We start from the raw sequence: 26876 nt of genomic DNA, 5'->3' as shown, positions 1-26876 counted from the left end.
ATTCCACTGGTTTTTACGATTTTTATCAGACTAACTTCCACTTGGATTAGCGGTGGAAGTTAGTTTGGGAATTTACCAAAATTTGTATAATATGAAATAAAATATAATACTTTCCAGAAATCAAAAGCAACTATACAAATTTATTATTGTAAAAATGTGACACAATTTACCAATCTTATCCGCGATATCAAATCCCTATTTTATCTTACTACTGTTAGCTTGCTAAGTTTCTCTTTGATTCTTGTTGAGTATAAAAAGTCATACCTCGCAAATTTTCAAAATAAATCAAAAACGCATCATATCAGGTGTTCAAAAACTTGATACAATACGTTTTATAGTCTATAAAATTAGTTGTCTTTTCTTCTCAAATTGAGTTTTCCCTAGATTTTTCAACCTTATTTCGCTTCAAATCCTTCTGCGACTGCGTCTGCAAAGTTTTCTTCTACGATGCTTGCACAGTGGTCACAGATAACTGCGTGGTAGCTACGTTCTGCTGTTGTTGGGTCGATACGACGGCAACGGTCACAAACTTCACCTGTAGCGCGTTCAACTGTGAAGGATACATCTTCAAAGCTCACAGCATTTTCCGGAGCTGGTTCTTCTGCGATGGTCAAGTCTGACACGATTAAAAGTTGAGCTACATTGCTGTTTACTGCTTCAAGTAGAGTTTTCACAACTTCGTTTGGATAAACTGTCAAGTGTGCTTCAAGTGATTTACCGATTACTTTGGCATTACGCGCTTCTTCCAAGGCTTTTTGAGCTTGTCCACGGAAGTCCATGAAGGCTGCCCATGTATCCCAGACTTCTTCTTGATTAGCAAAAGTTTCTGCTTCTGGCAATTCTGACAATTGAACGAAGTCTTCTGCTTCAAACTCAAGATATGACCAGATTTCCTCTGCTGTGTGAGGAAGGATTGGTGTCAAGAGTTTGGTGATTTTCACAAGAATGTCATAGAAGACAGTTTGCATTTGACGGCGTTCCAATGATTTGGCACCTTCAATGTAAACAACATCTTTAGCAAAATCAAGGTAGAAGGCTGACAAATCAACGTTGATAAAGTTCACCAAGGCCTTGTAGATTGTCAAGAATTCAAAGTTTGCGTAAGCGTCACGAATGGTCTTGACAAGCTGGTTGAAGCGAATAGTCATGTACTTATCAACTGAACGAAGCTCATCGTAAGCTACTGTATCTTGAGCTGGGTTAAAGTCAGATGTATTGGCGATCAAGAAACGAAGGGTATTACGAATCTTACGGTAAGTTTCAGAGACTTGGCTCAAGATATCCATAGAAATACGCACGTCATTGCTTGAGTCAACACTTGTTACCCAGAGACGCAAGATTTCAGCACCGAATTGTTTTTCAACATCGCTTGGAGCAATGGTATTTCCAAGAGATTTAGACATCTTCTCACCTTTACCATCAAGAGCAAAACCTTGTGACAAGATTTGTTTGTAAGGTGCTACGCCATGGTTGGCAACAGATGTGATAAGTGAAGAGTTGAACCAACCACGGTATTGGTCTGAACCTTCTAGGTAAAGATCTGCTGGGTAAGTCAATTCAGGACGGTTTACCACAACCCCATTCCATGATGAACCTGAGTCAAACCAAACGTCCATGATATCTGTTTCCTTCTTGAACTCCCCATTTGGTGAACCTGGGTGGCTAAATCCTTCTGGCAAGAGGTCCTTAGCATCACGTTCCCACCAAATGCTTGAACCATGTACTTCAAATAGTTGAGCCACATGTTCAATAGTTTCAGCAGTCATGATAGCTGTACCGTCTTCAGCGTAGAAGATTGGAAGTGGAACACCCCAAGCACGTTGACGAGAGATAACCCAGTCGCCACGGTCACGGATCATATTGTAAAGACGGACTTTACCCCATTCTGAGTGGAATTTAACCTTTTCAATTTCGTCCAAGATTTCTTGGCGGAATTTAGAAACTGAGGCAAACCATTGTGGAACTGCACGCCAGATGATTGGTTTCTTCGTACGCCAGTCAAATGGATATGAGTGAGAGATTTCTTCTTGGGCAAGAAGGAGGCTACCAAGTTTCTCGATAACAGTTGGAACCACCTTGTCATAGAATTGACCTTCAAACTCAGGACCAGCATTCTTCATCATGATACCGCGTTCGTCAACAGTGACTGCAACTTCAAGACCATTAGCAATACCAACATTATAGTCGTCCTCACCAAAACCAGGTGCTGTATGGACAATACCTGTACCAGAATCAGTCGTAACGTGGTCACCAAGGATAACCAATTCATCTACAGCTGTATCCCATGGGTGTTCTGTTACGATGTGGTTGAGTTCTTGACCACGGTAAGTTGCCAATACTTGAACATCAGCCCAACCAAATTTCTCAGACAAGCTAGTCAATAATTCTGCAGCAACCACAAACTTACGAGCTTCACCAGCAGGTTGAACCAAAACGTAATCAATATCTGCACCAACAGTCAAACCACGAGAAGCTGTGATGGTAAATGGAGTTGTTGTCCAGACTACGATATAAGTATCAGTATCTAGAACACCTTTGCCATCTTTTACCTTATTGGCATAGTAAAGGGAAGTTGAAACCAAATCATGGTATTCAATCTCTGCTTCAGCAAGGGCAGACTCAGATGACCATGACCAGTAAACTGGCTTGGCACCACGGTAGATATAACCTTTATTAGCCATCTCACCAAATACACGGATTTGGGCTGCTTCATAGTCAGGAGTCAAAGTCACATATGGATTTTCCCAGTCACCAGAAACACCCAAACGTTTAAAGTCTTCACGTTGTTTATCTACTTGAGAAAGAGCGTATTCACGGCAAAGTTTCAAGTACTCAACCAAGTCCATTTCTTTGCGTTTAACACCTTGTTTTGCCAAAACTTGCTCGATTGGCAGACCATGAGTGTCCCAACCTGGGATAAATGGTGCGTAAAAACCTGACATTGATTTTGAACGAACAATGATATCTTTTGAAATCTTGTTCATAGCGTGTCCAACGTGGATATTTCCGTTCGCATATGGAGGGCCATCATGCAAGGTGAAATGAGGTTTTCCTTGGTTCAATTCTTGACGACGTTGGTAAAGTTTTGCATCTTCCCATTCCTTTTGCCAAACTGGCTCTTTGGTCGGAAGGCCTGCACGCATTGGGAAAGCTGTTTTCCCAAGATTAAGGGTATCTTTGAGTTTCATGGTATCTCCTTTATAAATAATAACAAATTAAAAACCACGACTGCCAAAAAGGACGAAAATCGTGGTACCACCTTTATTCGGAAAAAGATTTAGTCTTTCTCCCTCTTATCCCGTAACGTGGGGAACGTCAAATCTTACTAGCTTCAGACTTGAGTTTTTGAGAGGATAATCTTATCGTTAGGGAATGCAGGACTCACACCATCTCCTGCTCGCTGGAAATATAAGGATAAGATATTGTTCTCAGATTATTTCTTATAAAATTGTAACGGATTCTTGCGGTGCTTCAAATCCTGGTGCTGAATCAAACGTTTCTGTAGCTGGTGTTGGAGCCGAAGGATGTACTGGAGCTACTTCTGGTTCTTCGTACATTGGACCAACTGGATGAGCAGGCTCTTCTTCAATTTGAGGACTCACTACAGGAGTTGGATTTTCCACTTCCTGTTTAGCCTGAGCTTCAAATTCAGCCAATTCTTTATTGGCTGCCTCAATACGAGCCTGTAACTCTGTCATTTCTTCTTGAGAAAATTGACGTGTCATATCAATTGGTTCTTCCTCAATTGGAGCTGGAATCGGTTCTCCAAGTACTTCGCTAACAACTTCTTTAAAGGCTTCATCACTTGTCTGAAGATAAGTAGCTGTTGGACGAAGAATATCTTCCCAATCTGAAGATTCAACAATAGCCAACTGACTCTCAATTGTAGATTTGAGACGTTGGTGGAAGACACGACTCTTGTTCTTCAATTCTTCGGTTTCAACAGCAACTTTCTTAGCATTATCAGCTGCCTGACGAAGAATTTCATTTGCCTTGTATTTTGCTTCTTCCAATAATCGATGTGCATCCTGTTCAGCTTGATGAATAATATTATTTGAACGATCGTGTGCTGTTTGTTTCACTCTCTCAGCTGTATCTTGGGCAATCAATACAGACTGGCTCAACGAATCTTTCATCTCATCAAAGTAAGACAAACGCTCTTCCAAATTTTTAATATGTAAATCCTTATCATGATTAGAACGAACTAAATCTTCATAATCACGAACTACAATATCTAAAAATTCATCTACTTCTTCTGGATCAAAACCTCTAAAACGTGTGCTAAAGGTTTTATCTTTGATTTCTAACGATGTAATTGGCATATTTTTCCTCACTTACTTAATAATAACTGGACTGTTATTTTTTTCTTCTCTTTTTTAGTTTGTCCCTTATCTTGAAGCAACCTAAAACGCCCAAATTTTCTCACACTAATCAAGTCTCCAACTTGAACAGTATAATCTGATTTGTCTACCACATAATAATTTACTTGGACAAGTTTCTTTTCAATCAACTGGTTTGCTTGATTCCTAGATAGTTTTAAAACATTTGATAAAAGAACATCTAATCTAAAACTAGACACACATAAATCCAGCTCTCGATACTGTTCTAGCTTATCTATTTTCTCGGTGACAGGACGTTCCTCCAGCGAAACAGGTATACGGCCAATTTTCTTTAATCCATCTTGAAAGAGAAGAAGAAACTGCTGATTAATCATAATCTGCGCCCGTTCTTCATCCACTAGGATATCTCCAAAAAGTTTCCGTTCAATCCCTAATTGATTGATGACTGTCCCTAAAATCTTAGCATGCGTTAAGTGTTCAAATTTATTGGAATACACTATTTCCTGGAGAGATATTTCAAAATCTGAAAACTCTGGCTGGAAATAATCTGGGTATAATAAAACTCGAACATACTCACTCGAGACGAATTCCCCACTACTGCTACAAGCAAGACCATAAGTTTTGGTCAAAATCTTTAATAGTTTCTCCTGATGAGGATTGATAAAAGGAGTTAAAAAAGGAGCATAGCTATCTTCTACCTTCTTTATCCATTCCATTCCCTTATCAAGAAATGGACGATCTTCTATGGAGAAATGCTGGTAAATCCCTTTATTCATCCTATCATCGCCAGAAAACGGACTAGGTTTTCTCCTAAAAATCGAATCAAAACAATCGCAACCCAAACAGATAAATCAAGACCTGCTATCTGTAAAGGCAGGCGTTGCAAAGGAGCAAGCACTGGTTTTACCAATGCTACAATCCAACGACCCAAACTTGATTCGTAGGCGCCTGGAAACCAAGACATGACAGCAAAGGCCACCAAAATCAGGGAGTAAATATCCACTGCATTATAAATCATACGAATTAAAAAAATCATTATCGTACTCTATTTCGTCTCATATCAAAATCAAACTCACCCTGTTGATCTTCATCTGGTAAACGAATATCTTCAACATTTACAATAACATTCACTGGTGTCAACAGGTACATGGTAGAAGCTACCTTTTTCAAATTTCCAGCTAGAACATGGCAAGCTCCATCCAGATAATCTAAACAACGACGAGCTTGCACTTCAGTCATATATTGAAAATCAATCAAAATACTTTCGTTTCCTGCTAATAAATCAACAATTTCTATCGCATCTTCATATTTTCTAGGATAACGAACATCAATTGTTACTTTTTCAGTAGAATGCTGATTTTGCTTTGCTAACTCTTGTTGACGTGCATGCAGTCTAGTAATATTATTTTCTTTTGTACCACTTGTGCTTGGTGTTTGATTCGTTGAGAGAGCCTTTTCCTGTGTAGAATTTACTGGAGTTAAAATGGGCTCATCTCGTTTTTTATTAGGGAGACTTAAATCCTCATCCTCCGTAAAATAATCTATAAATCTATCGAATCTATCTTTTAAAGACATGGTTCTCTCCTACTTAAAAAATGCTGTACCTATGCGAACAAAGGTGGAACCGAATTGAATCGCTTCTTTATAATCACGACTCATTCCCATGCTTAAGTCGGTCATAGGCATATTTGGAATTTGTTTTTCTTGGATTTCTTTTTGTAAATCTTGGGTCGCCTTGAAAATTTCTTTCAACTGCTCACTGCTAGCCTCAAAAGGTGCCATCGTCATTAAACCAACATATTCAATCTTATCTAGTTTGGCTAACTCCGGCAAGACTTCCAATAATTCTTCTCTCGAAAAGCCGTGTTTACTTTCTTCTTTAGAAATATTTACTTGAAGGAAACACTTGATGACTCGGTCACTTCTTTTTTGGATTTCCTCTGCTAGCTTTACTGAATCCAATGCATGGAAATAATCAACGTATTGAATGACATCTTTCACCTTACGTCTTTGCAAGGTACCAATCAAATGCCAAGTCACATCTCGATCTTTTAAAGCTTGATATTTCTCTAGAAACTTATCTACACGATTTTCACCGATATGATTAACCCCTAGCGGAAGCAAGGCTTCCGCTGTCGGTACATCTACATACTTGGTAACTGCAATGACAGAGACTGAGCCACTCTCGCGATGAGCACTCAGACTTGCTTCTGCGACTTCTCGAAAAACACGTTCTGTATTTTCTTTTACATTCATTTACTTAACGATTTTTGAAAAATGGAGGTGTATCCAACTCATCTTCATCTTGTGAATTTGGAATTTCAAAACGTTCTACCGGTGACACTACTGAATCAGTCGGACGAACAATTGTCTCGCGACGTAAATCCCAATCACCAAAAGCAGATCCTTGAGCTTGTTCCGAGCGACGTTGATTTTGTTTTGGCAATTCAGCCGTTTCTGCCATATCAAAATGACGATCAAAGCCATGTGAATGAGATGGTTTCACTGTCTCACGGTAGTTAGTAGTAGGTCTAGCTTGTGGAGCCACAACCTTTTCTACACGGTCTTGACGAACACCCGTTGCGACAACTGTTACACGAATTTCATCACGCATACTTTCATCAATTGAAGTACCGAGCCAGATGTTTACTCCTTGTCCCGCTGCCTGGTTCACAATTTGTGAAGCCTCTTCTGCCTCAATCAAGGTTAAGTCGAGACCACCAGTTACGTTAACAATCACATCTTCTGCTCCATCAATTGTTGTTTCAAGAAGTGGTGAATAGATTGCCTTACGTGCTGCTTCTACCACACGTTCTTCTCCACTACCGATACCAATACCCATAAGAGCATTCCCTTTGTTTGCCATTACCGTTTTCACATCGGCAAAGTCAAGGTTAATCAATCCTGGATTGGTAATCAAATCGGTAATTCCTTGAACACCTTGACGAAGAACGTTATCTGCCTCGCTAAGAGCTTCAAGAAGTGGAGTTTTCTTATCAACAATTTCAAGCAAGTTGTTGTTTGAAATAATCAATAGAGTATCTACATGCTCACGAAGTTGGTTGATTCCTTCAACAGCAAATTGTCCACGCTTGCTTCCTTCAAAACCGAAAGGACGTGTCACAACACCAACTGTAAGAGCACCTAAATCTTTGGCGATACGAGCAATAACAGGAGCAGCTCCAGTCCCAGAGCCTCCTCCCATACCAGCAGTAATGAAGACCATATCTGCGCCACTGATAGCTTCAGTCAGTGTTTCTTCGCTTTCTTCAGCAGCTTTACGACCAACCTCAGGTTGACCTCCTGCACCCAAACCACGAGTCAATTTAGGTCCCAACTGAATAACAGTCTCAGCTTTTGTACTACTCAATGCTTGTACATCTGTGTTTGCTGCGATAAATTCTACGCCTGTAACACCTTCGTCGACCATACGGTTGATGGCATTGCCACCACCTCCACCGACACCAATTACTTTAATCACTGCACCTTGAGCAGCAGCTGTATCAAATGAAAATGTCATAATTTATTTTTCCTCTTTATTCGTCAAACATGCTTCCGATCAAGCCACGGAAACGATCTGCTAATTTCGGTTTATTTTGTGAAGCTTGTTGGAAATCCGCCATTGGTTCTGTAGGCGCCACCGGCTCTACTTCTGGGGTAGGGGCTGGTTGAACAGGCGTTGATTGTACAAACTGAGCTGTTTTCTGAATCATTCCCCCAAAACTAAGCGGTTGTTGGAATAATCCTTCATCACCCTTGACTGCTCGTTGAGCCAAGAGATGCACTTCTGTCAATTGTCCCGCGAATTCTGATAGACTAATCACATGCGCAAAGGCTGGATTACGAATTCCAACTTGGTTTGGAACATAGAGTTTCACACGAACACCAAAAACTTCTTGAGCAAGCTCCACAATACCCGGTAAAATAGCCGTTCCACCAATCAAAACAATGCCACCAGGAAGATCCAATAAATGTCTTCTGTCTAAGTCTTGTTTGATTTGTTCAAAAATATGCTTAATTCGTGCAGAAATAATCTCTGACAAGTAATTTTCTGTTACTTCAACAGGTTCTACTTCCCCGATCACTTCGACTTGGAATGTTTCTTTACTTGCGAGAGGAGGATAAGCCTCTCCATAGTTTAATTTCAAACCTTCGGCTAGTTTCTGTGACGTCTTCAAGACTTTAGAAATATCCTTAGTTACATAATCTCCGCCTTCTTGGAGAATATTGGTAAACTGGAGTTCTTGGTTACGAATTGTAGCGACAGTCGTTTGACCTGCCCCCATATCAATCACTGTAGCACCAAATTCACGTTCACCTTCATTCAAAATAGATTGAACCATTGCTAGTGGTGAAATAATAATATTTTCAACCTGAACACCTGCACGTTCAACTGTCTTACGTAGGTTATGTAAAATAGTGCGAGGACCTGTATAAAGTAAACCACGCATTTCAAGGCGAACCCCCATCATACCACGTGGGTCACGAATCCCTTGAAAACCATCCACAATAAATTCCTCAGGAATGAATGTGATAACTTCACGATCAGGTGTCATACTCTTTGTCAAAGCTGATTTGACAACATTTTCGACATCTTGATCCATAATTTCCTTGGTATCAGATGTTACTGGAATCATTCCTTGAGTTGGTTCTACCTGTAAGAGATTAGCTGGTAAACCAACATTCACTGATTTAATTGAGATGCCTGCTTTTTCTTCTGCTTGGGAAATTGCTGATTTGATAGCAGTTGCTGCTGCATCAATATCAACAATAATTCCATCCTTTACACCTTTACTTTTGGCATTACTCACGCCAATTACATTTAATTCACCATTTCTCTGCTCGGCTACAAGCACCTTGACAGAGCTTGTTCCAATATCTAGACCTGTAAAAAAGCCTTCTCTAGCCATTACATCGCATCCTCTCTATCTTCCAAGTTTCTAACTTCGTAATATTCAATAGCTAAACGTAGGCATAGCTATTCACAGAATATTATAACACAAAAAATCTCATCGTGCTCAGTTTTTTCCTAAATTTACCAGCCAATTTTTTAGTTTTTCTGTTCAGAAATTCATTCACTGTAAACTTTGTCAACAATCTGTCTATTGTACAAAAAAGAAAGCTCATTTCTAAGCTTTCTTTGCAATCATTTTTTCTGCTTCTTGTTCTAAAAATAGTTCCAAAATTTTCTTTGTCAACGTAATCGCCGCTGACAAGGCCAGAGAAACGATTAAATAATTAGCTACTAAGCCGTGGTCTCCAACCAATGGCGGTTTTGTCAAAAATCCATAATCGCCACCTGTTACCAAATTGACCACAAAAATTAAGGCATTTAATGCAAAGGTCATGAGAAAAATTCTTTTCACATCTAGCATTCTCGCATCGTACTGTCTCAAGAGATAAACCAGTGAGTTCCCCAAGAGAGCTAAGTGCCCAAAGATAAAGGACAAAATGGCAATATGTGGGAAAGGATAGGGATCTGGCACTGGATAAACAAAGGCAGCTAATGTCCCAAATGTTCCTAGTAATGCAAAATACTGCCGATATTTGGACTGACCAGGAAGCAAAAGCACCACAAACATAGCCATACGGCAATGGTAAAAGGGTAAGCTTTCTGACAATGGCATATGATTAACCCCGTACCATCCATAAAGAAGGATTAACTGAACTGCCTGCAAGATTTGGAAAAATCGTTGATAAGCCTTCTTTTCACGATAACGATAGGCTGTATAAAAGGTCAAAGCCAAGAGTGTAAATATACTGACATACCAAAAAAGGTCAAATTTGGGTGGCTCTGTTGCTTGGGTCGTAAAGAAAATATCCCATAAATTCATCTAGTCTTCCTCATGATTCAAAATTTTCCTGCATTTTATTATACCATGCTACTTGAGAAAAATGAATTTAGAAATACGATAATCATCTTCTTTAGTCAAGATATTGTTCCCTCTGACCTTGATAAACCTGCCAAAGAAGCTCTATTTGCTCCTTGGTAATGCGTTTTTCAGATAAGGCTGGCAGGTGGTCAATGGCAAAAAATTGAAGGTCAGCGATTTCTTGATTTTCTTGGAATTGTCCATCAAGAAGCTTACATTCAAAAACAAACTTTGCATATTGTTTGCTCTGTAGTTGGAAACGATTGGTATCAAAAACCGCTAGCAGTCTTTCAACTTTGGCTTTAAAACCGGTTTCTTCTTCAATTTCCTTGAGAATATTTTCGGTTGGAGAATAGCCAACCTCACCAAAGCCACCTGGTAAAGCCCAATCATTCTCTCCTTGTCCCCTAACCAGACAAATCTTTTCGTCCTCAACAATCCAAGCACGGACGTCCATTAACGGAGTCGCATAAGCAGAAGTTGGCTTCAAGACTTCTGCCACTTCTTCGGCATCAAGGTCTGATGCTTGATTCAACATTTCAGATAAAAGGCCTCGCAAGTCTTCGTAGCGCTCACGGTCAAACGGATCTTTTGTAAAGGTTAATCCAGTATCTGTTAGAGCAATCATTCTTTGCAGATACTTAACAAAATCACTTATCTTCATTTTCTAAACTTTCTACCAACTTGGCTAGGTTCATAGAGTTAGAGCCTTTGAGCAAGATTTGGTCATTAGCTCCTAGACTTTCCTTAACCTGCTTGACTAGGTCTTCAAATTGGTCTTGGTCTTCTGTTTTCTTGAAGTAGTAAACGTGGCCGATTGGGAACATTTGACTGGCAAGTTGGGCCAATTCAGCAATGTCTTCTCCATAGAAAATAACGGTATCAAGCACATCTGGAGAAAGGCTCAAAATCATCTGGTTATGGAGTTGAATAGATTGGTCACCAAGCTCCTTCATATCAGCCAACACTGCAATTTTCTTGCCACCTTCATTGGCTGGAATGGCAGAGAAAGTCTCTAAAATCAGCTTCATAGCAGTTGGATTGGCATTGTAAACATCTGATAGGATATCTGCTCCATTGGCTGCTTTCTTCCACTCAGTACGGTTACGCGTCAATTCAAGATTTTGGAAGGCCTGACGAATCTGCTCCTCTGAAACTCCTTCTTGTAGGGCAACATAAGACGCAATCATAGCATTAGTGGCATTGTACTTACCAGTCACTGGCAAATCGAGGACTTGTTCCAAGAAATTAGCCTTAAAGGTCAGACTATCCTTGCGCTCAACCAAGTCTGTAATTTCTAGCTCTGCTCCTTGCCCAAAACGGACCACCTTTTTATCAGTTGGCAAGTAGTCCTCTACAATCGGGTCAGCTGGCGCTAAAAGCAAGGAACCAGATGCCATCCCGTCTGCAATTTGCATTTTTCCTTTAGCGATTTCCGAACGATCTTTGAAAAAGGCCAAATGAGCTTCTCCAACCAAGGTTACGATGGCTGTCTTTGGATGAGCCAATTCAGACAAGAGATGAATATCTCCCAAGTGATCCTGCCCCATCTCCAAGACTAACTTTTCTGTTCCTTCAGGCATATGGAGAACTGTGTAGGGAAGGCCAATCTCGTTATTGTAGTTGCCTTGTGTTTTGTAAGTTTTGTAGGTTGTTGATAGCAAGTGTGCCAACATATCCTTGGTCGTCGTCTTACCATTTGAACCCGTAACAGCAAAGACATCAACAGCCGTTTTTTCAAGATAGTAAGATGCTAGAGTTTGAAAGGCAGTCAAAACATCATCTACTAAAATGTAGGGATGATTTGCAATCTCTTTCTCAGACAGGGTTACAGCAGCACCATTTTCAAAAGCTGTTTGGATAAAGTCATGACCATCACGCGCTCCCTTGAGTGGTACAAATAAATCCCCTGCCGTAATTAAGCGACTGTCAAACTCGGCCTTTTCTAACTGGGTGTCCTCAAAGACGCTGATATCATTTTTAGCTCCGACAACTTGGGCCGCTTCATGAATTGTTAATTTCATTTCTACTCCTTTAAAAAGGGTTGAAGTCCGAGAACTCTAATCACCTTACAGTGATGGTTCTGGCTCCTACCCTCTCTTTCATTTTATAGCAAATGCGCTTCGCGCTTGTCAAAACTTTCTTTAGCAAGATCCACCAAACGCTCGATTAGTTCTGGGTAGCTGATTCCCATATTGTCCCAAAGTAGTGGGTACATAGACCACTGGGTGAAACCTGGCATGGTATTGAGTTCATTTAGGAAGATTTCTCCCTTATCTGTATAGAAGAAATCACAACGAGATAGACCTAAACCACCAATCGCACGGAAGGCAGTTTCTGCATTTTGACGCATGACAGCTACCACATCATTACTGATTTTAGCTGGGATATCCATGGTAATCTTGTTGTCAATATACTTGGCATCGTAGTCATAAAAGGCAACATCCTTGACTACTTCTCCTGGTAGCGTGCTTTTGACATCGTAGTTTCCTAGTAGACCAACCTCGATTTCACGGGCATTTACCCCTTGCTCTACCAAGACACGGCTGTCATATTGGAAGGCAAGTTCCAAAGCCTGACGAAGTTCTTCTTGATTTTCAGATTTGGAAATACCGACACTAGAACCCATGTTTGACGGCTTAGTGAAGACTGGATAAGTCAATTTTTCTTCCACTTCAGCGATTTTAGCAGTCACATCATCCCCTTCAACGATAGCCACATAAGGAACTTGGGCAATACCAGCAGATTCCAGAACACGCTTGGTCGTGATTTTATCCATGGCAAGACTAGATGACAAGATATTACAGCCGACATAAGGCATTTTCAAAACTTCAAGGAAACCTTGAACAGAGCCATCTTCTCCCATCGGACCGTGAAGAACTGGAAAGACCACTGCACCTTCTTCGTAGATGGCACTTGGTACAACTTTCTTATCCCAATCAATGGTCGCATTGGTCATGAGACGATCCTCTTGACCTGGAGTCTGACTAAATTCCTGCGTTTTGATAAAATCACCTGACTGACTGATAAAGAAAGTCTTAACTGTGAAACGGTCGTAATTGACCGCACGCATGACACTTTCCGCTGAAAGGACAGAGACTTCGCGTTCCGCACTCCGTCCACCATATAAAAGAATAATCGTTTGTTTCATATTATTTGTCCTAATTCTACTAGAATACTCGCTCTTTAGTATATCATATTTGCTTGGTTTTTTAAAACTTGAACCTGATCCTACTCATCACACTATACAAAAAGAGGCCGATATGAACGATTTTCAGCCTCCTTGATTTTTTATAAATGAATGGAGTTCGTAAATTTGTCCACACTTACAACTCTGTCCGATTTTCAATAGCCCGTAAGAGGGTCACTTCGTCCGCATACTCGATATCTGCTCCGACAGCGAGGCCTCGTGCCAGACGAGTGACCTTGATCCCAGCTGGCTTGAGTAAGCGTGAAAGATACATAGAAGTCGCTTCCCCATCTGCTGTGGCATTGGTTGCTACGATTACTTCTGAAACCTCACTATCCATAAGACGAGTCATGAGGCTCTTGAGATTGATATCGTCTGGACTGATACCATTCATAGGAGAAATGAGGCCATGCAGGACATGATAGAGTCCATGGTATTCTTGGATATTTTCCATGGCCGCCACATCGCGACTATCTTCGAGAACTAAAATCGTTGTCTGGTCACGAGTCGGATCGGTACAGATAGAGCAAGGATCGTCATCAGTCAAACGCCCACAGATTGAACAATAGGTCAGCTCTCTCTTAGCAGAAAGGAGATTTTTTGCAAATTCATTGACATCGTCATCAGACATCCCAATCGTATAAAAGGCCAGACGCGTAGCCGTCTTAATCCCGATACCTGGTAACTTGGAATAACTGTCAATCAGCTTGGCAATAGGTGTTGGATAAAGCATAAATTCCTTTCTAGTTCATTGGATGGTATTTTTGATACAGATTGATAATGTCACGCGCAATAGACGGTCCCACACCATTTGTTAGATTGGTATTATGAGGAAAGACCACTGCAACAGCGATTTGAGGATTATCAGATGGAGCATAGGCCACCGCATTGGTATTGGTTGCTTGCTGACCATCTGCCACATAGCTTTCGGCTGTACCCGTTTTTCCGCTAATGGATACCAAGGCACCATTTGAAAAGGCACGTCCAGTTGTCAATCCGCTAGTCCCATGAGCAACCTGATAAAAACCTTGATGCAAGACACTCATATCGGAGTCGGATATATTGACCTTATTCATCTCTGTCGGTTGCAGTTGCTGAATCAAGTCGCCTAGGCCTCCCTTATCATTATTACCATAAATGCCTTCAACAATACGAGGAGCCACACGAACACCATCATTTGCAATAGTTGCTACATACTGAGCCAACTGCATCGGCGTATAGTTATCAAACTGCCCAAAGGCATTGGTAATGAAATTGGCAAAGTTATACTCTTTGGGAATAAATCCAGTAGATTCATCTGGTAGGTCAATCCCGGTCGCAGACCCCAAGCCATATTCGCCAAAGGTTGAACGCAATTTACCCATAGCAGACTCTAGATTGCTGGTGACGACAAACATATTTGGTTGATAGGTTTGCCCCATAAGACCTAAGGCTGTTTGGACCATATAAGGATTGGATGAATACTCCAGAGCTTGAACCGCTGTAATCGGCATTGGCCCAGAAAAGGCAGTATACCAAGAATTAATTGGAGCTGAACCTTGGAAGACAATGGACTGGTCTGTCAAGGTCTGATTTCCTGACAAGACTCCATTTTCCCAACCTGAGCTGATGGTCGCCGCCTTAACAACCGAACCTGGAACAAAGACATTGGTTACCGTTCCCAAGGAATCCGGCGTCAACTCTCCCGTTTTCAAGTCATGTTTGATCCCTGACATAGACAAAACAGCACCTGTTTTTGGGTTAAGGGCGACTGCATAGACACCTTCAGAATACTTGGCTCCACCATTTCCCAACTCTGAATTGAAATAACTTTTCAGCAGAGCATCCACGCTATCTTGGAAGGCAAAATCAATGGTCAGTTTAATATTATTCCCTTTGGTACCATCTTCGATATTTTCGACACTTTCCATATTACCGTACTTATCTAGATGAATTTCCTTCACCGAGCGTTTACCTTGCAAGGTTTCCTCGTATTGCTTTTCTAGGTAAGAGGTCCCAACACGGTCATTTAGAGAGTAACCTTTTTTAAGATAAGCATCTGCTTCTTCCGCTGGGAGACCAGCTTTTTCACTGGATACACTACCTACTATAGAAGAAAGGGAAGTCTCTAAAACTTTTCGATCCCACGAAGTTGAGATACTGATGCCGGGTAATTGTTTCGAAGCAGAGGCAATCAGAGCAATCTGGGTATCTGTCAGAGCATCTGTCACAATGGTTCCTGTCGCAAAGTTTCCAACGGCATTTAACTGACTAAAAAGATAGATTTCTTTCTTTTCATCCTCTGTATAGTTTAGTTGACTCGCTTGGACACTATCGACCGCATTGTTATACAGTTCTGATTCGGATAGACGATTGCCATCTGAATTCAAGCGTTTCTCACTTGGGAGAGCCTCCACTGTTTTTTTATAGATTTCAGGATCAGCCAAATAGTAATCTGCCAGCTGTCGTTCTGTCAAATTTGGCGAACTGATGCTCACATATCCCAGCAACTGACTAGCGATTTCTTTCAGATCTTTAGCCGTCATTTTATTACTACGCGTAAAGGAAACAACCTGCTTTAACGTATTTTCTACCAAAGGTTTTCCACTAGCATCATAGATTTCCCCACGAGCAGAACTGGTTGTGACCTTGGTCTGACTAGCTGAGGCTAGCTTTTTTTCATAAAAATCCTTGTTCAAAACCTGCATATACAACAAACGACCAATAATGGTCATAAAGAGTAAAATGACGATCGAAAACAATAAATTAAGCCGAATCGGAATCGAATGGCTGTTAAATTTTCTCATACAAATCAGTCTCATTTCTATTTAAAATCTTACTCTTCATTGTACCATAATTTGAGCAGAAAATTATGGAAAAGCAAGAAGCTTTTTTCGTTTTTACAGTAAGATACGTTTTTATTTATTCATCCCTATATTATATGTTATAATGAATGTAAAAGTTCAATAATCTAGCCTTTTTCCAATACGACTCATTTAAAGGAGCCTTCCCTATGGACAAACCAGATATCGCAACTGTCATTGATTCCCATTTTGAAGAAATGACAGACCTAGAGCAAGAAATCGCGCATTATTTTTTACAAGCAGAAACGATTACAGATGATTTATCTTCTCAACAGGTCACTCAAAAATTACATATCTCCCAGGCTGCTCTGACCCGCTTTGCTAAAAAGTGTGGCTTTACCGGCTACCGAGAATTTATTTTCCAATACCAACATCAAGTAGAAAATCAAACCAAACAAGTCTCCAAGCACAGTCCACTGACAAAACGAGTCCTCAGAAGCTATAGCAATATGAGGGAACAAACACAAGACTTGATTGACGAAGTCCAACTAGAACGAATTGCCCAATTAATCGAAGATGCTGAGCGTGTCTACTTCTTCGGAACAGGGAGTTCTGGCCTTGTTGCTCGTGAAATGAAATTGCGCTTCATGCGTCTAGGTGTGGTCTGTGAAGCTTTGACAGACCAAGACGGTTTTGCTTGGACGACCAGTATTATGGATGAGAATTGTCTCGTACTTGGTTTCTCACTTTCTGGCACAACTCCCTCTATTTTAGACAGTTTATTAGACGCTAAGGAGATGGGGGCAAAGACTGTACTCTTTTCAAGTGTTCCCAGTAAAGATATCCAGACCTATACAGAGACTGTTCTTGTAGCTACCCACAGCCAGCCTTCCTATATCCAACGAATATCCGCTCAACTTCCTATGCTCTTCTTTATCGATTTGATTTACGCCTACTTTTTGGAAATCAATCGTGAAAGTAAGGAGAAAATTTTTAATAGCTACTGGGAAAATAAAAAACTCAACGGCTATCGTAGACAAAAACGTGTCAGAAAATCCTAGTTTGACTGAGCCAAACTAGGATTTTTATTCATCACTAAACATACATATTCTAGATTATGAATTAGTCATATCTTGACTTAGTCTTGAATAATTTCATGTAATCACTTTTTGAAGGAAGTAAATAAGCAAGTCTGACGGTATCCTCAACAATTGTATATAATACGATGTAATCCTTACTCAAGGTCAATCCTCGCGTTTGGTAGTGAGGATCTAATTTCTTACCAAATTTTTCATCGGCATCAAATCCCGCTTGGGGGAAAATTTCTAGACGATTAATATCTTTTCGGATACTTTCCACTTTTCGTCTCGCAGCCTCTACAGAACCGATTTCCTCTGCTATATACTGATATATTTTATCCAAACTATCAATCACTCTAGGAGAATACAAAATCCTATATTTTTTATAATCCATAGCGTGTCACGACATCCTCATCTGTCAAGTAATTTCCAGCCTCAATCTTGGCATAACTTTCTTGAACTTCTGCTTGTAATTGTCTAAACAAATATTCCTTCTCTAATTCCTCTTCACTCAGTAAATCTACTTCATTTGTTACGGCAACATTCTTTAAAAATAATCTGAGTGCCGATGAAAGAGAGAGATTTTTTTCTTTTAACACTTCCATGGCATCATTTACCAATTCTCTATTAGCTTGGAAGGTCACAATTTTATTTGAATTCGCTATAACCATTTTATATAACTCCTTTATATATTTTCTTTATTATCTCACAATTATAAAGAAAGTAAAGGGATTTTGATTAGAAAATCCTAGTTTGGCTGAGCCAAACTAGGATTGTTTTGTATTGATACTCTTCGAAAATCTCTTCAAACCACGTCAGCTTCGCCTTGCCGTACTCAAGTACTGCCTACGGCTAGCTTCCTAGTTTGCTCTTTGATTTTCATTGAGTATAAAATGATAATAAGCACCCAACATACCTGCTATATTTTGGTGATGGGCAAATTCTAATCTTGTTTTTTCAGCTAGACTTGGTACCAAAGCCTCTTTCAAGGCTGTGCGGATTTTCGGTTTGAGGATTGCCTCTTGTCCCATGATACCACCGCCGAGAATAACAACTTCTGGATTGGCAACGTAGCAAATATTAGCCAGACCTTTTCCTAGATAGTCTACCATACGGTCAATACCAGCCATACAAATCTTGTTGCCTTCAGTAACTTCCTTAAAAATCCGACGACCATTCCACTGATCAACTGGATCTCCATGACCTGCTGCTACATACTCCACCAAGGCTGTTGTAGAAGCCAAATCTTGGAACGCTCCATCCTGCATATGCATATAACCAACTTCACAGGCCGAATTGCTAAATCCATGGAAGACTTTCCCATCCATAATCAAACAACCACCGATACCGGTTCCAATAGTCAAGCAAAGGGTGACACTCGCTCCCTTGCCTGAACCAGATACCGCTTCAGCAAGACCTGCACAGTTGACATCATTTTCAATTTCACAAGGAATCGCAAAGCTAGTCTCAATTTCCTTCTTGAACTGGGTGCCTGCGTAGTTAGGGATTTGAGGCCCAGCATAGAAAATCTCACCCTTGTCAGGATCCACCATCCCAGCAGAAGAAATAGCAACACCTGCTACTGGGCCTTGTTCTAAATAGCTGGCTACGATATCTTTGGTCTTTTGTAAGATATGAGGTCCACCCTTATGTGCCTCTGTTGGCATTTCATGCGATTCAACAAGTTGGCCTTCTTGGTCGATCAAACCATATTTGATGTTGGTTCCACCGATATCAATTGCAACGTAGTGTGTCATAAATACCTCCTTATGAATTAGAGGAAGCGCTCCTTGGTTTCACGAATCAAGGCTGCAGCTGCTTCTACAACTGGACGATCTTCTTCAGTCACTGGTGTCAATGGTGAACGAACAGAACCAATATTCAAACCTTCATTGATTTTCAAAACTTCCTTAATCACACCATACATATTTCCATGTGCAGCAGTCAATTTGCCAATGATTGCATTGATAGCGTATTGCAATTCACGCGCTGTTTCTAAGTCTTTATCAGCAATCAATTGGTTGAGTTTCAAGAAGAGTTCTGGCATAGCACCATATGTACCACCGATACCAGCTTTAGCACCCATGAGACGGCCACCTAAGAACTGCTCATCTGGACCGTTGAAGACGATATGGTCTTCGCCACCAAGGCTGACAAAGGTTTGGATATCTTGAACTGGCATAGAAGAATTTTTAACACCTATAACACGTGGATTCTTCAACATTTCAGTATAGAGACTTGGCGTCAAAGCAACACCTGCCAATTGAGGAATGTTGTAAATCACGTAGTCTGTGTTTGGAGCTGCAGAACTGATATCGTTCCAATATTTAGCAACTGAGTATTCTGGCAAGCGGAAGTAAATCGGTGGAATCGTTGCAATGGCATCTACACCCAAGCTTTCTGCGTGGCGAGCAAGTTCCATACTATCTTTAGTATTATTGCAAGCAACATGGGCAATAATGGTCAATTTACCTTTGGCAACTGCCATGACTTCTTCCAAGATTAACTTGCGGTCTTCAACGCTTTGGTATATACATTCACCAGAAGAACCATTGACATAAAGACCTTGAACACCTTTATCAATGAAGTATTGAACCAAGGCACGCGTACGCTCTGGACTTACTTCTCCTTGATCATCATAACATGCGTAGAAGGCTGGAATGACACCTTCGTATTTTTTTAAATCTGACATAGATTTTCTCCTAAGATTTCTTTTTTTCTGCTAAAAGCAGGATTTATTCTTTACGTGTTTAGTATACACCTTGTGAAAAACGCTTTCAATATCTTGTGTACACTTAGATTTTAGTTTCGATATGTATTTTGAAATGTTTATGGCTTGAAAGTAGTTTCAGAGACAAGCCATCCTATTGGTATTTTGCGAAAATTTTCTCCATCAATCCAGTCTGGATAAAAACTAATAAGCCAAACCCAAAGAGTAGGAAGGCTGAGCCACCTAAAAGTAAACTGAAGGCAGACAGATAAAGAACCATCACAATGAGAAAGAGAATAACTAACATGAGGAAGAACCAAGGAAAGTTAAAACTTGCCAAGATAAGTCCTTTTTGTAGCACTTCTTTCCAAGTCAAATCATAGCGCGCAGCTATGGGGTAGCTAGCCAACATCACGATAGTGAGGAAGATAAGAACACCTAGACAAATAGCTTTTACCATTTGGAAAGGCATAGCTGTCTGACCCCATAAAAGATAGAGATCTAGAAGGCTTAATGAAACAATGCCCAACTCAAGCAGACCTAACTGAAGACCTAGCTTCAGATTTTGCTTGAAAGCTCTTAGATAGATTCTAAAGACAGGCACACGTCTACTCTTCTTAATCTCAAACATAGTCTCGTAGAGGCTAATTTTTGCCACTCCAATCGTCACGATGGGCAAACAAGAAACGACAAAAAGAAGATTGGCTGTCACGATATCCAAGACCTTTTCACTAAAACGCATGAGAAAGTTGTCTGTATCAAATGCTGCCTTGATAAGGCTTACTCCTTTTTGTGTCATATTTGCTCCTCCTGATTTTTTAATCAATCAAAATTTTAAAGAGATATTTACGAACCTTCTCTTCCATACCTGCATAGCCATTTGGCTGGTGTGGTTCTCCTGGAAAGAAAATTGCAAAATTGTGATAACCCAACAAGAGTGGGTAGTGTTCATGACAATGAACAAAGCCAATGTCACTTGCTTCGTCGAATGCTACTGCCTCGTCTTTGATACGTGAACCGTAGCTCGAATATTCATGTCCTTCTACCAGCAAATGCAAATCTGCATAGTTTTTATGATGCTCAAATTGATCATTTTCAGCTTGATTGAGGACATTTTCCTGAACAACTAGAAAGGCCTTGTCCCCGTCAATCTCATACTTACCTAATTCGAAAGAATCCTTACGGTGCTGGTAGAGATAGTCTATAGCCTTGTCTAGATTGGGATGAATCCCTTTGTAAAAGGTGATGTTTTTCAAATCGTCAAAAATCATACTCTTTCCTTCGTTTCTGATAGTTAACTAAAATCATTCTTAAGTTGATAAGTGTCTAACAAAATCTCCAAGGTAAGAAAATACCCAACATTTTGTAGACACTTATAACCTCTATATTCTCTAAATCTATAAAATATATTTCTGTATCTTGATAGATTGATTTTCCTATACTCAATGAAAATTGAAGAACAAACTAGGAAGCTAACCGCAGACAATACTTAAGTATGGCAAGGTGACGCTGACGTAGTTTGAATTCGATTTTCGCAGAGTATTAACCTTTGACAGCTCCCATAGTAATCCCCTGTGTGAAGGATTTTTGGAAGACTAGGAAGACTGTTACGATTGGCACAGCGGCAAGAGCTGCACCTGCCATAATCAAACCATAGTTGGTTGCCATTTCAGCTTGCATAGTTGCAACCCCAAGTGAGATGGTCAAGTTTTGACGTGAAGTCAACATAACCAACTGCATGAAGTAGTCGTTCCAAGTGTTGATGAAAGTGAAGATTGCAAGAGCTGCAAATCCTGGTTTCACAATTGGGAAGGCTACGCTCCAGAAAGTACGAATCTCACCACAACCATCGATTTTAGCTGATTCAAGCAATTCTGTTGGGATGTTTTCGCTGAATTGTTTCATTAGGAAGACCCCAAATGGCCATCCAATCAAAGGCAAGATAACTGCCCAAAGAGTGTCATGAATTCCCATGAAGTTGACGATACGTACCAATGGTACAAGGACAACTTGTTTTGGAAGTGCCATGGCTGCAATGAAGATTGCAAAGAGAATACGTTGACCATAGAAACGTTTTTTAGCCAATACATAACCTGCTAGAGAAGAGGTCGCACAGACTAAGAACATGGTTACCAATGAAATAAACACAGAGTTCCACATCCACTGCATAGCAGGGTTTTGCACCATGAGTTGTTGGAAGTTCTCCATGGTTGGCATTTTAGGGAACCACTGAGGAGGAATAACGATTGTATCAGGTTGTGATTTGAATGCCCCTGTCAAAATCCAGTAGAATGGAAAGATGAACAGCACAGTCAACAAGAGCAAAATGATTGTTGAAATAACAGTAAAGGCTGTTAATGGTTTTTTTTCTGTAGATTGCATAGCTGTCTCCTTTCTTTAGTATTCTACGTCGTTTCCAAGTACTTTAAATTGAACAAAGCTTACGATAGCGATCATCACTGCCAAGAAGACGCCGATAGTGTTTGCATAACCGTATTCTGTCAATTGGAAGGCTTTTTCGTAAAGGTAGTACATAAGTGTACTTGTTGAGTAGTTTGGACCACCAGATGTCAACAACTGAATCAAGGCGAAACACTGGAATGAGTTGATTGTTGTAATGATTGCGATGTAAAGGGTTGTTGGAAGGAGGCTAGGCCATTTAATCTTCCAGAAAACTTGAAACTCAGTTGCACCGTCGACACGCGCCGCTTCAACCAATGAATTGTCAATATTCCCCATAGCAGCGATATAAAGGATAATCGGCTGACCAACTGAAGTTGTCAAAAGGATAATCATAATCGCCATCAAAGCCCAGTGTTTGTCTCCCAGCCAAGAAATGTTCTGGCTGATGATATGACTTGACTTGAGGACAAAGTTTAGAATTCCTGATAGTGGGTCATAGATCCATTTCCAAACAACTGTTACGGCAACACTACCTGTTACAACAGGAAGGAAGAAGACGAAACGGTAGAAAGATCTGGCAATAGCATTTTGGTGATAGGTTTGTGATGCTACAAAGAGCGAGAATAGAACAACAACTGGCACAGATCCAATAACCAGGATAACCGTGTTGATCAAAGACTTCATAAAGACAGGGTCTTTAAACATGCGGATATAGTTGTTTAAGCCTACAAACTCAAAGTTTGTCATAGAGTAATTAAAGAAACTTGTAATGAATCCCATCACCATAGGAGCCAATACAAAGATGACAAAGAAGAACAACACTGGTGCTAGGAAAGCATAGGAAATCACTGTTTCCCGCATACGAATTTTATTGACTTTCACAGTCGGCACCTCTCTTTCAAATAGAATAATTTTTTGACTTTCTTGAACTGTTTTAAAATCAAAATGAAATTTTTTAAGATTCGCTTATGTAAGAACTTCATTTTAATTTCGTGACAGTTCCTTACATTTCAAACAAAATCCTCCCTTTTCTTACATAGACTATGCACAGGGAAAAGGGAGGGATCAATCTGATTTAGTGCTTATTGTTTTGTAGCTTTTTTAATTGTTTCGTTAGCTTTTTCAGTGAAGGCTTTCAAAGCGTCCGCTGGTTTTTCGTCACCATTTGATACAGATTGCAACATTGGGAACCAAAGTGTTCTCATTTCAGCAAAACCATTGATAGTGTTGTAGTATGGTGAGTAGTATTTAGTCCAACCACTGATTGTTTCCATACGTTTGTCTTCATAAAGTTTACCAAATGAAGTACGAACTGGGAAGGCACCTGTACGAACAACGTCTTTTGGACCCCATTCTTTATCATCTGCGATGAATTGAACAAATTTCTTAGATGCAGCAACTTTCTTGTCGTCTTTGTTGTTGAATACTGCAAATCCGTTTACAAGGTATTCAAGAGCTGGTTTGCCTGAATCTGATGGGAATGGTACTTCTACCACTTCTACTTTACTTGCTTCCAAGAGTTTAGCTTGGATACCGTTTTGAGCTGGTGCCCAAAGGATTGTGTAAGATGTTTGACCGTTGGCAAAGTTTTGGATATCTGCTCCACCGTCAAATTGTGAACCGTTGTTCAACAAACCGTCTTTGATCCAGCTAGCTGCTTTTTCAAGACCTTTGACGAATTTAGGATCATCAGTTGTATATTTTGTTACATCTTTATCTGTTACAGAACCGCCGTAAAGGTTTGAGATGAAGGCACGTGTTCCTTGGTCTCCCCCTTGACCAGAACTGAACAATGAACCTGGTGTATATCCTTTATCTTTAAGCGCTTTCAAAACTTTTTCAAAGTCATCAGTTGTCCAACCTTCTTTTACAAGGTTTGCAACTCCAGCTTCTTCCAACATTTTCTTGTTCATAGCCATGTAGAATGGAGCTGAACTGATTGGATACATGTAGGCTTTATCTCCAGCCTTACTTGCTTGTACGATATTTTCATTGTTGACATCTTTGACAAATTCATCTGTGAAAATATCATTCAATTCAGCTAATTTACCATTTTTACCGTATTGGATGATACGTCCTGGTGCGTCAAAAAGTACGTCTGGAGCTGTCCCTGCTTCGATAGCTGTTGTGATTTTTTCAGGACCAGACTTGAAGTCGATGGTTTCCAATTTCACTTTTACATCTGGGTTTGCTTTTTCAAAGGCTTCGATGATAGATTTTTCATATGTTCCAACACCGTCACCAGTTTTTTCTTGAGTGAAGACTGGGAATGCCCACCAAGTGATTTCTGTTTTTCCGCTATCTCCACCAGATTTTCCAGCATCTTTACTTCCGCCAGAATTTCCACAAGCAGCAAGGCCAAGAATCGCAGCACCCGCAAGCACTGTACAAGCTAGTTTTCTAAATTTCATTTGTATTCTCCTAATTGATAAGCGTATCCATATTGGATAATGAGTTCTTGCGTTTGTATACGTTTTCATTTCATCCTACGCATCCACCACTCTCCTCTGTTTTTAAATTGTGTTATTTAAGACCAGCAACGAAGCGTTCTGTAATCTCTTTTGGTCTAGTAATAGCGCCACCGACAACGATGCCTCGCACTCCATATCCCAGGATTTGTTTGGCTTGTTCTGGTGTATGAATTTTCCCTTCTGCAATGACATCCACGCCAGCATCACAGAGTTTTTTGATTAATTCAAAATCGGGGCCATCCACTTTTGGACTGTAAGATGTGTATCCTGATAAGGTTGTTCCGACAAAGTCAATTCCTGCTTCAACAGCTGCTAGTCCTTCTTCAAAAGTACTTGTATCAGCCATCAAGAGCTGGTTAGGATATTTCTCCTTAACCTGACGAATGAACTCTTGAATCTCTAAACCATCGTAGCGTTCACGCTTGGTACAATCCAGAGCAATCACCTCGATGTCCAGTTCTGCCAATTCATCAACTTCTTTCATGGTAGCCGTGATGAAGGGTTCTTGTGGTGGATAATCTCGTTTAATTATCCCAATGATTGGAAGGTTGGTAACCTCCTTGATTTCCTTGATATCGCGAACACTATTGGCTCGGATACCGACTGCTCCACCTTGCTCAGCCGCTTTGACCAGCAAGGGAATAACTCCTCCCGCTTCTGTATAAAGCGGTTCGTGAGGAAGGGCCTGACAAGAAACGATGATCCCATCTTTGATTTGTGCAATCAAGGCTTCTTTAGTAATCTGTGGCATCCTCTTTCCTCCTTTTCTTTGTTCTTATGAGTTTATTATATATCATTTATGAAGCGCTTTCAATAGTTTGTGATAGAATAGATTTCAGTTTCAAAAACTAGACAAGTCAAACAGCTCCTCTAAAAGTACTTTCAGAGGAGCTAGTTGACCTATAATAGGAGAATACCAAAATTTATTTTACAATTTCTGACAATTTTACTTTGCGATCTTCAAACATAGATTGGGTACAAGCATCTGCAGTAGCAATTGCTTCTAGAGCAGCTTCACCAGTCAATAGTTTTGCAAATTCTTCTGATACTGGAGCTCCTTGCATAATCTCATGCAGATAGCGCATTTCTTTGTCAATGACAGATGATAACCATAACGGAGTACGTTTACCTGGTTTACCATAAGCAATTGCTCCGTCCATCTCTGTACTATGATAGATACGAGTACGATCATCATCTTCTTCTTGAGATTCGTGAATCAAGAAATAGCTTTCTTGTCCATCTAGCTTAAGAGTTCCTTTACAGTTGAATAAGTCTAAGCGGATAGCACCTTTCGTTCCTTGAATCAAAACATAATGTTCACCCCAACGATAAGCTGAACCCCATTCTAACAAGGCAAAACGCTTATTAGAAAATTCCATATTGACAAAAATCATATCATCTTCATCACCGAAATTTTCACCTTCATGGGCTACATTTCCACCTGTCATGGTTACAGTTTCAGGCATGCCACCCATAAGGAATTGAACACAATCCAACTCATGGATGTGGTGATACAAGTGACCACCTGATTTTTCACGAATTTTTTTCCATGATACTGACGGTTGTTGTTCTTCCCAACCATTACGAGCTGTGTGACAATATAGAACGTCTCCGATGACTCCTTGATTAATGAGTTCTTTTGCATGATGGACACCATTAAAGAAATTCATAATATGTCCCGCCATAAAGGTTACATTGTTTTCTTTACATGCATCTACCATTTCGCGACAATCTTGATAAGAAAGCGCAATTGGTTTTTCACAGAAAACATTTTTACCATGTTGTGCGGCCTTAATAACTGGTTCTTTATGAAGATTATTTGGAGTTGCGACAATAACACAATCTACTTCATCGCTAGAAACCAACTCATCTAGGGAGCTTGCTACTTTTGCTCCCAATTCTTCTGCAATCGCCTCTGCATTATCTGGGTCATAGAGAAGAGTAATCTCTGCTCCATCATTCTTTTGCATATAGCGAGCCAATTCAGCTCCAAAATACCCTGTTCCAACAACACCGTATTTAACCAT

General features: G+C 40.2%; 26 protein-coding genes. 1 reads left to right on the top strand and 25 read right to left on the bottom strand.

What is annotated here, in order from left to right; all coding sequences use genetic code 11:
- Positions 1-395: 395 nt before the first annotated feature.
- The 14 genes from ileS to pbp2b form a co-directional block, all read right to left on the bottom strand.
- Positions 396-3188, bottom strand: a complete 2793-nt coding sequence (gene ileS, locus N8M09_RS09085; RefSeq protein ID WP_261064948.1) for an isoleucine--tRNA ligase — start codon at positions 3186-3188, stop codon at positions 396-398.
- A gap of 252 nt (positions 3189-3440) precedes the next feature.
- Positions 3441-4322 (bottom strand): DivIVA domain-containing protein, encoded by an 882-nt coding sequence (locus N8M09_RS09080; protein WP_314726065.1) that lies wholly within the window; start codon positions 4320-4322, stop codon positions 3441-3443.
- Between the two features lie 8 nt (positions 4323-4330).
- Positions 4331-5116, bottom strand: coding sequence for a YlmH family RNA-binding protein (locus tag N8M09_RS09075; protein ID WP_261064947.1), 786 nt, complete (start codon positions 5114-5116; stop codon positions 4331-4333).
- On the bottom strand, positions 5113-5376 hold the full coding sequence (locus tag N8M09_RS09070; RefSeq protein WP_000576512.1) for a YggT family protein: 264 nt from the start codon (positions 5374-5376) through the stop codon (positions 5113-5115). The genes N8M09_RS09075 and N8M09_RS09070 overlap by 4 nt, the downstream gene beginning before the upstream one ends.
- Positions 5376-5915 (bottom strand): cell division protein SepF, encoded by a 540-nt coding sequence (locus N8M09_RS09065; RefSeq protein ID WP_261064946.1) that lies wholly within the window; start codon positions 5913-5915, stop codon positions 5376-5378. Before N8M09_RS09065 ends, N8M09_RS09070 begins: the two co-directional genes overlap by 1 nt.
- Positions 5916-5924: 9 nt before the next feature.
- Positions 5925-6596, bottom strand: coding sequence for a YggS family pyridoxal phosphate-dependent enzyme (locus N8M09_RS09060; protein WP_261064945.1), 672 nt, complete (start codon positions 6594-6596; stop codon positions 5925-5927).
- A gap of 4 nt (positions 6597-6600) precedes the next feature.
- Positions 6601-7860, bottom strand: coding sequence for a cell division protein FtsZ (ftsZ, locus tag N8M09_RS09055; protein ID WP_023943741.1), 1260 nt, complete (start codon positions 7858-7860; stop codon positions 6601-6603).
- A 16-nt stretch (positions 7861-7876) separates the two neighbouring features.
- The gene (ftsA, locus tag N8M09_RS09050) at positions 7877-9250 is read right to left on the bottom strand and encodes a cell division protein FtsA (RefSeq protein ID WP_023943742.1); all 1374 of its coding nucleotides are present in this window, start codon (positions 9248-9250) and stop codon (positions 7877-7879) included.
- A gap of 219 nt (positions 9251-9469) precedes the next feature.
- Entirely contained in the window at positions 9470-10174 is a 705-nt protein-coding gene (locus tag N8M09_RS09045) for a YwaF family protein (protein ID WP_049502428.1), read from the bottom strand.
- Positions 10175-10265: 91 nt separating this feature from the next.
- Positions 10266-10877: an NUDIX hydrolase N-terminal domain-containing protein gene (locus N8M09_RS09040; RefSeq protein WP_261064944.1), complete on the bottom strand. Its 612-nt coding sequence runs from the start codon at positions 10875-10877 to the stop codon at positions 10266-10268.
- Positions 10864-12237: a UDP-N-acetylmuramoyl-tripeptide--D-alanyl-D-alanine ligase gene (locus tag N8M09_RS09035; RefSeq protein ID WP_261064943.1), complete on the bottom strand. Its 1374-nt coding sequence runs from the start codon at positions 12235-12237 to the stop codon at positions 10864-10866. The genes N8M09_RS09040 and N8M09_RS09035 overlap by 14 nt, the downstream gene beginning before the upstream one ends.
- 83 nt (positions 12238-12320) lie before the next feature.
- Complete coding sequence (locus N8M09_RS09030) at positions 12321-13364, bottom strand: D-alanine--D-alanine ligase (RefSeq protein WP_261029665.1); 1044 nt, start codon at positions 13362-13364, stop codon at positions 12321-12323.
- 175 nt (positions 13365-13539) lie between these two features.
- Positions 13540-14136: a recombination mediator RecR gene (recR, locus tag N8M09_RS09025; RefSeq protein ID WP_000966754.1), complete on the bottom strand. Its 597-nt coding sequence runs from the start codon at positions 14134-14136 to the stop codon at positions 13540-13542.
- Between the two features lie 10 nt (positions 14137-14146).
- On the bottom strand, positions 14147-16204 hold the full coding sequence (pbp2b, locus tag N8M09_RS09020) for a penicillin-binding protein 2B (protein ID WP_261064942.1): 2058 nt from the start codon (positions 16202-16204) through the stop codon (positions 14147-14149).
- Positions 16205-16395: 191 nt separating this feature from the next.
- On the opposite strand from pbp2b, the gene N8M09_RS09015 reads away from it, so the two are divergent.
- Entirely contained in the window at positions 16396-17247 is an 852-nt protein-coding gene (locus N8M09_RS09015; RefSeq protein ID WP_261064941.1) for a MurR/RpiR family transcriptional regulator, read from the top strand.
- 61 nt (positions 17248-17308) lie between these two features.
- On the opposite strand, the gene N8M09_RS09010 is transcribed toward N8M09_RS09015, so the two are convergent.
- From N8M09_RS09010 to N8M09_RS08960, 11 genes are all read right to left on the bottom strand, one after another.
- Positions 17309-17659: a type II toxin-antitoxin system RelE/ParE family toxin gene (locus N8M09_RS09010; protein ID WP_261064940.1), complete on the bottom strand. Its 351-nt coding sequence runs from the start codon at positions 17657-17659 to the stop codon at positions 17309-17311.
- On the bottom strand, positions 17649-17936 hold the full coding sequence (gene relB / locus N8M09_RS09005; protein WP_000233903.1) for a type II toxin-antitoxin system RelB/ParD family antitoxin: 288 nt from the start codon (positions 17934-17936) through the stop codon (positions 17649-17651). Before relB ends, N8M09_RS09010 begins: the two co-directional genes overlap by 11 nt.
- A 189-nt stretch (positions 17937-18125) precedes the next feature.
- On the bottom strand, positions 18126-19022 hold the full coding sequence (locus N8M09_RS09000) for an ROK family protein (protein WP_261064939.1): 897 nt from the start codon (positions 19020-19022) through the stop codon (positions 18126-18128).
- Between the two features lie 17 nt (positions 19023-19039).
- A complete protein-coding gene (locus tag N8M09_RS08995; RefSeq protein ID WP_001281495.1) occupies positions 19040-19957 on the bottom strand; it encodes a dihydrodipicolinate synthase family protein in 918 nt (305 codons plus the stop codon).
- Between the two features lie 172 nt (positions 19958-20129).
- Positions 20130-20774, bottom strand: a complete 645-nt coding sequence (locus tag N8M09_RS08990; protein WP_261064938.1) for a DUF624 domain-containing protein — start codon at positions 20772-20774, stop codon at positions 20130-20132.
- Between the two features lie 19 nt (positions 20775-20793).
- Positions 20794-21246, bottom strand: coding sequence for a NanQ anomerase/TabA/YiaL family protein (locus N8M09_RS08985; protein WP_261064937.1), 453 nt, complete (start codon positions 21244-21246; stop codon positions 20794-20796).
- A gap of 271 nt (positions 21247-21517) precedes the next feature.
- Positions 21518-22357: a carbohydrate ABC transporter permease gene (locus tag N8M09_RS08980; protein WP_001192010.1), complete on the bottom strand. Its 840-nt coding sequence runs from the start codon at positions 22355-22357 to the stop codon at positions 21518-21520.
- 15 nt (positions 22358-22372) lie between these two features.
- Positions 22373-23239 carry a carbohydrate ABC transporter permease gene (locus N8M09_RS08975; RefSeq protein WP_162489574.1) on the bottom strand — a complete coding sequence of 289 codons (867 nt, stop codon included), beginning with the start codon at positions 23237-23239 and terminating at the stop codon, positions 22373-22375.
- Positions 23240-23460: 221 nt separating this feature from the next.
- On the bottom strand, positions 23461-24789 hold the full coding sequence (locus N8M09_RS08970; protein ID WP_261064936.1) for an ABC transporter substrate-binding protein: 1329 nt from the start codon (positions 24787-24789) through the stop codon (positions 23461-23463).
- Between the two features lie 112 nt (positions 24790-24901).
- On the bottom strand, positions 24902-25600 hold the full coding sequence (locus tag N8M09_RS08965; RefSeq protein WP_001135679.1) for an N-acetylmannosamine-6-phosphate 2-epimerase: 699 nt from the start codon (positions 25598-25600) through the stop codon (positions 24902-24904).
- A 172-nt stretch (positions 25601-25772) separates the two neighbouring features.
- Positions 25773-26876, bottom strand: a complete 1104-nt coding sequence (locus N8M09_RS08960; protein ID WP_000241736.1) for a Gfo/Idh/MocA family protein — start codon at positions 26874-26876, stop codon at positions 25773-25775.

It is taken from the genome of Streptococcus mitis, from assembly GCF_946190375.1.
GTDB classification, from domain to species: domain Bacteria; phylum Bacillota; class Bacilli; order Lactobacillales; family Streptococcaceae; genus Streptococcus; species Streptococcus mitis_CJ.
The sequence above is the reverse complement of the archived record's forward strand: the minus strand, read 5'-3'. Positions and strand labels throughout refer to the sequence as shown.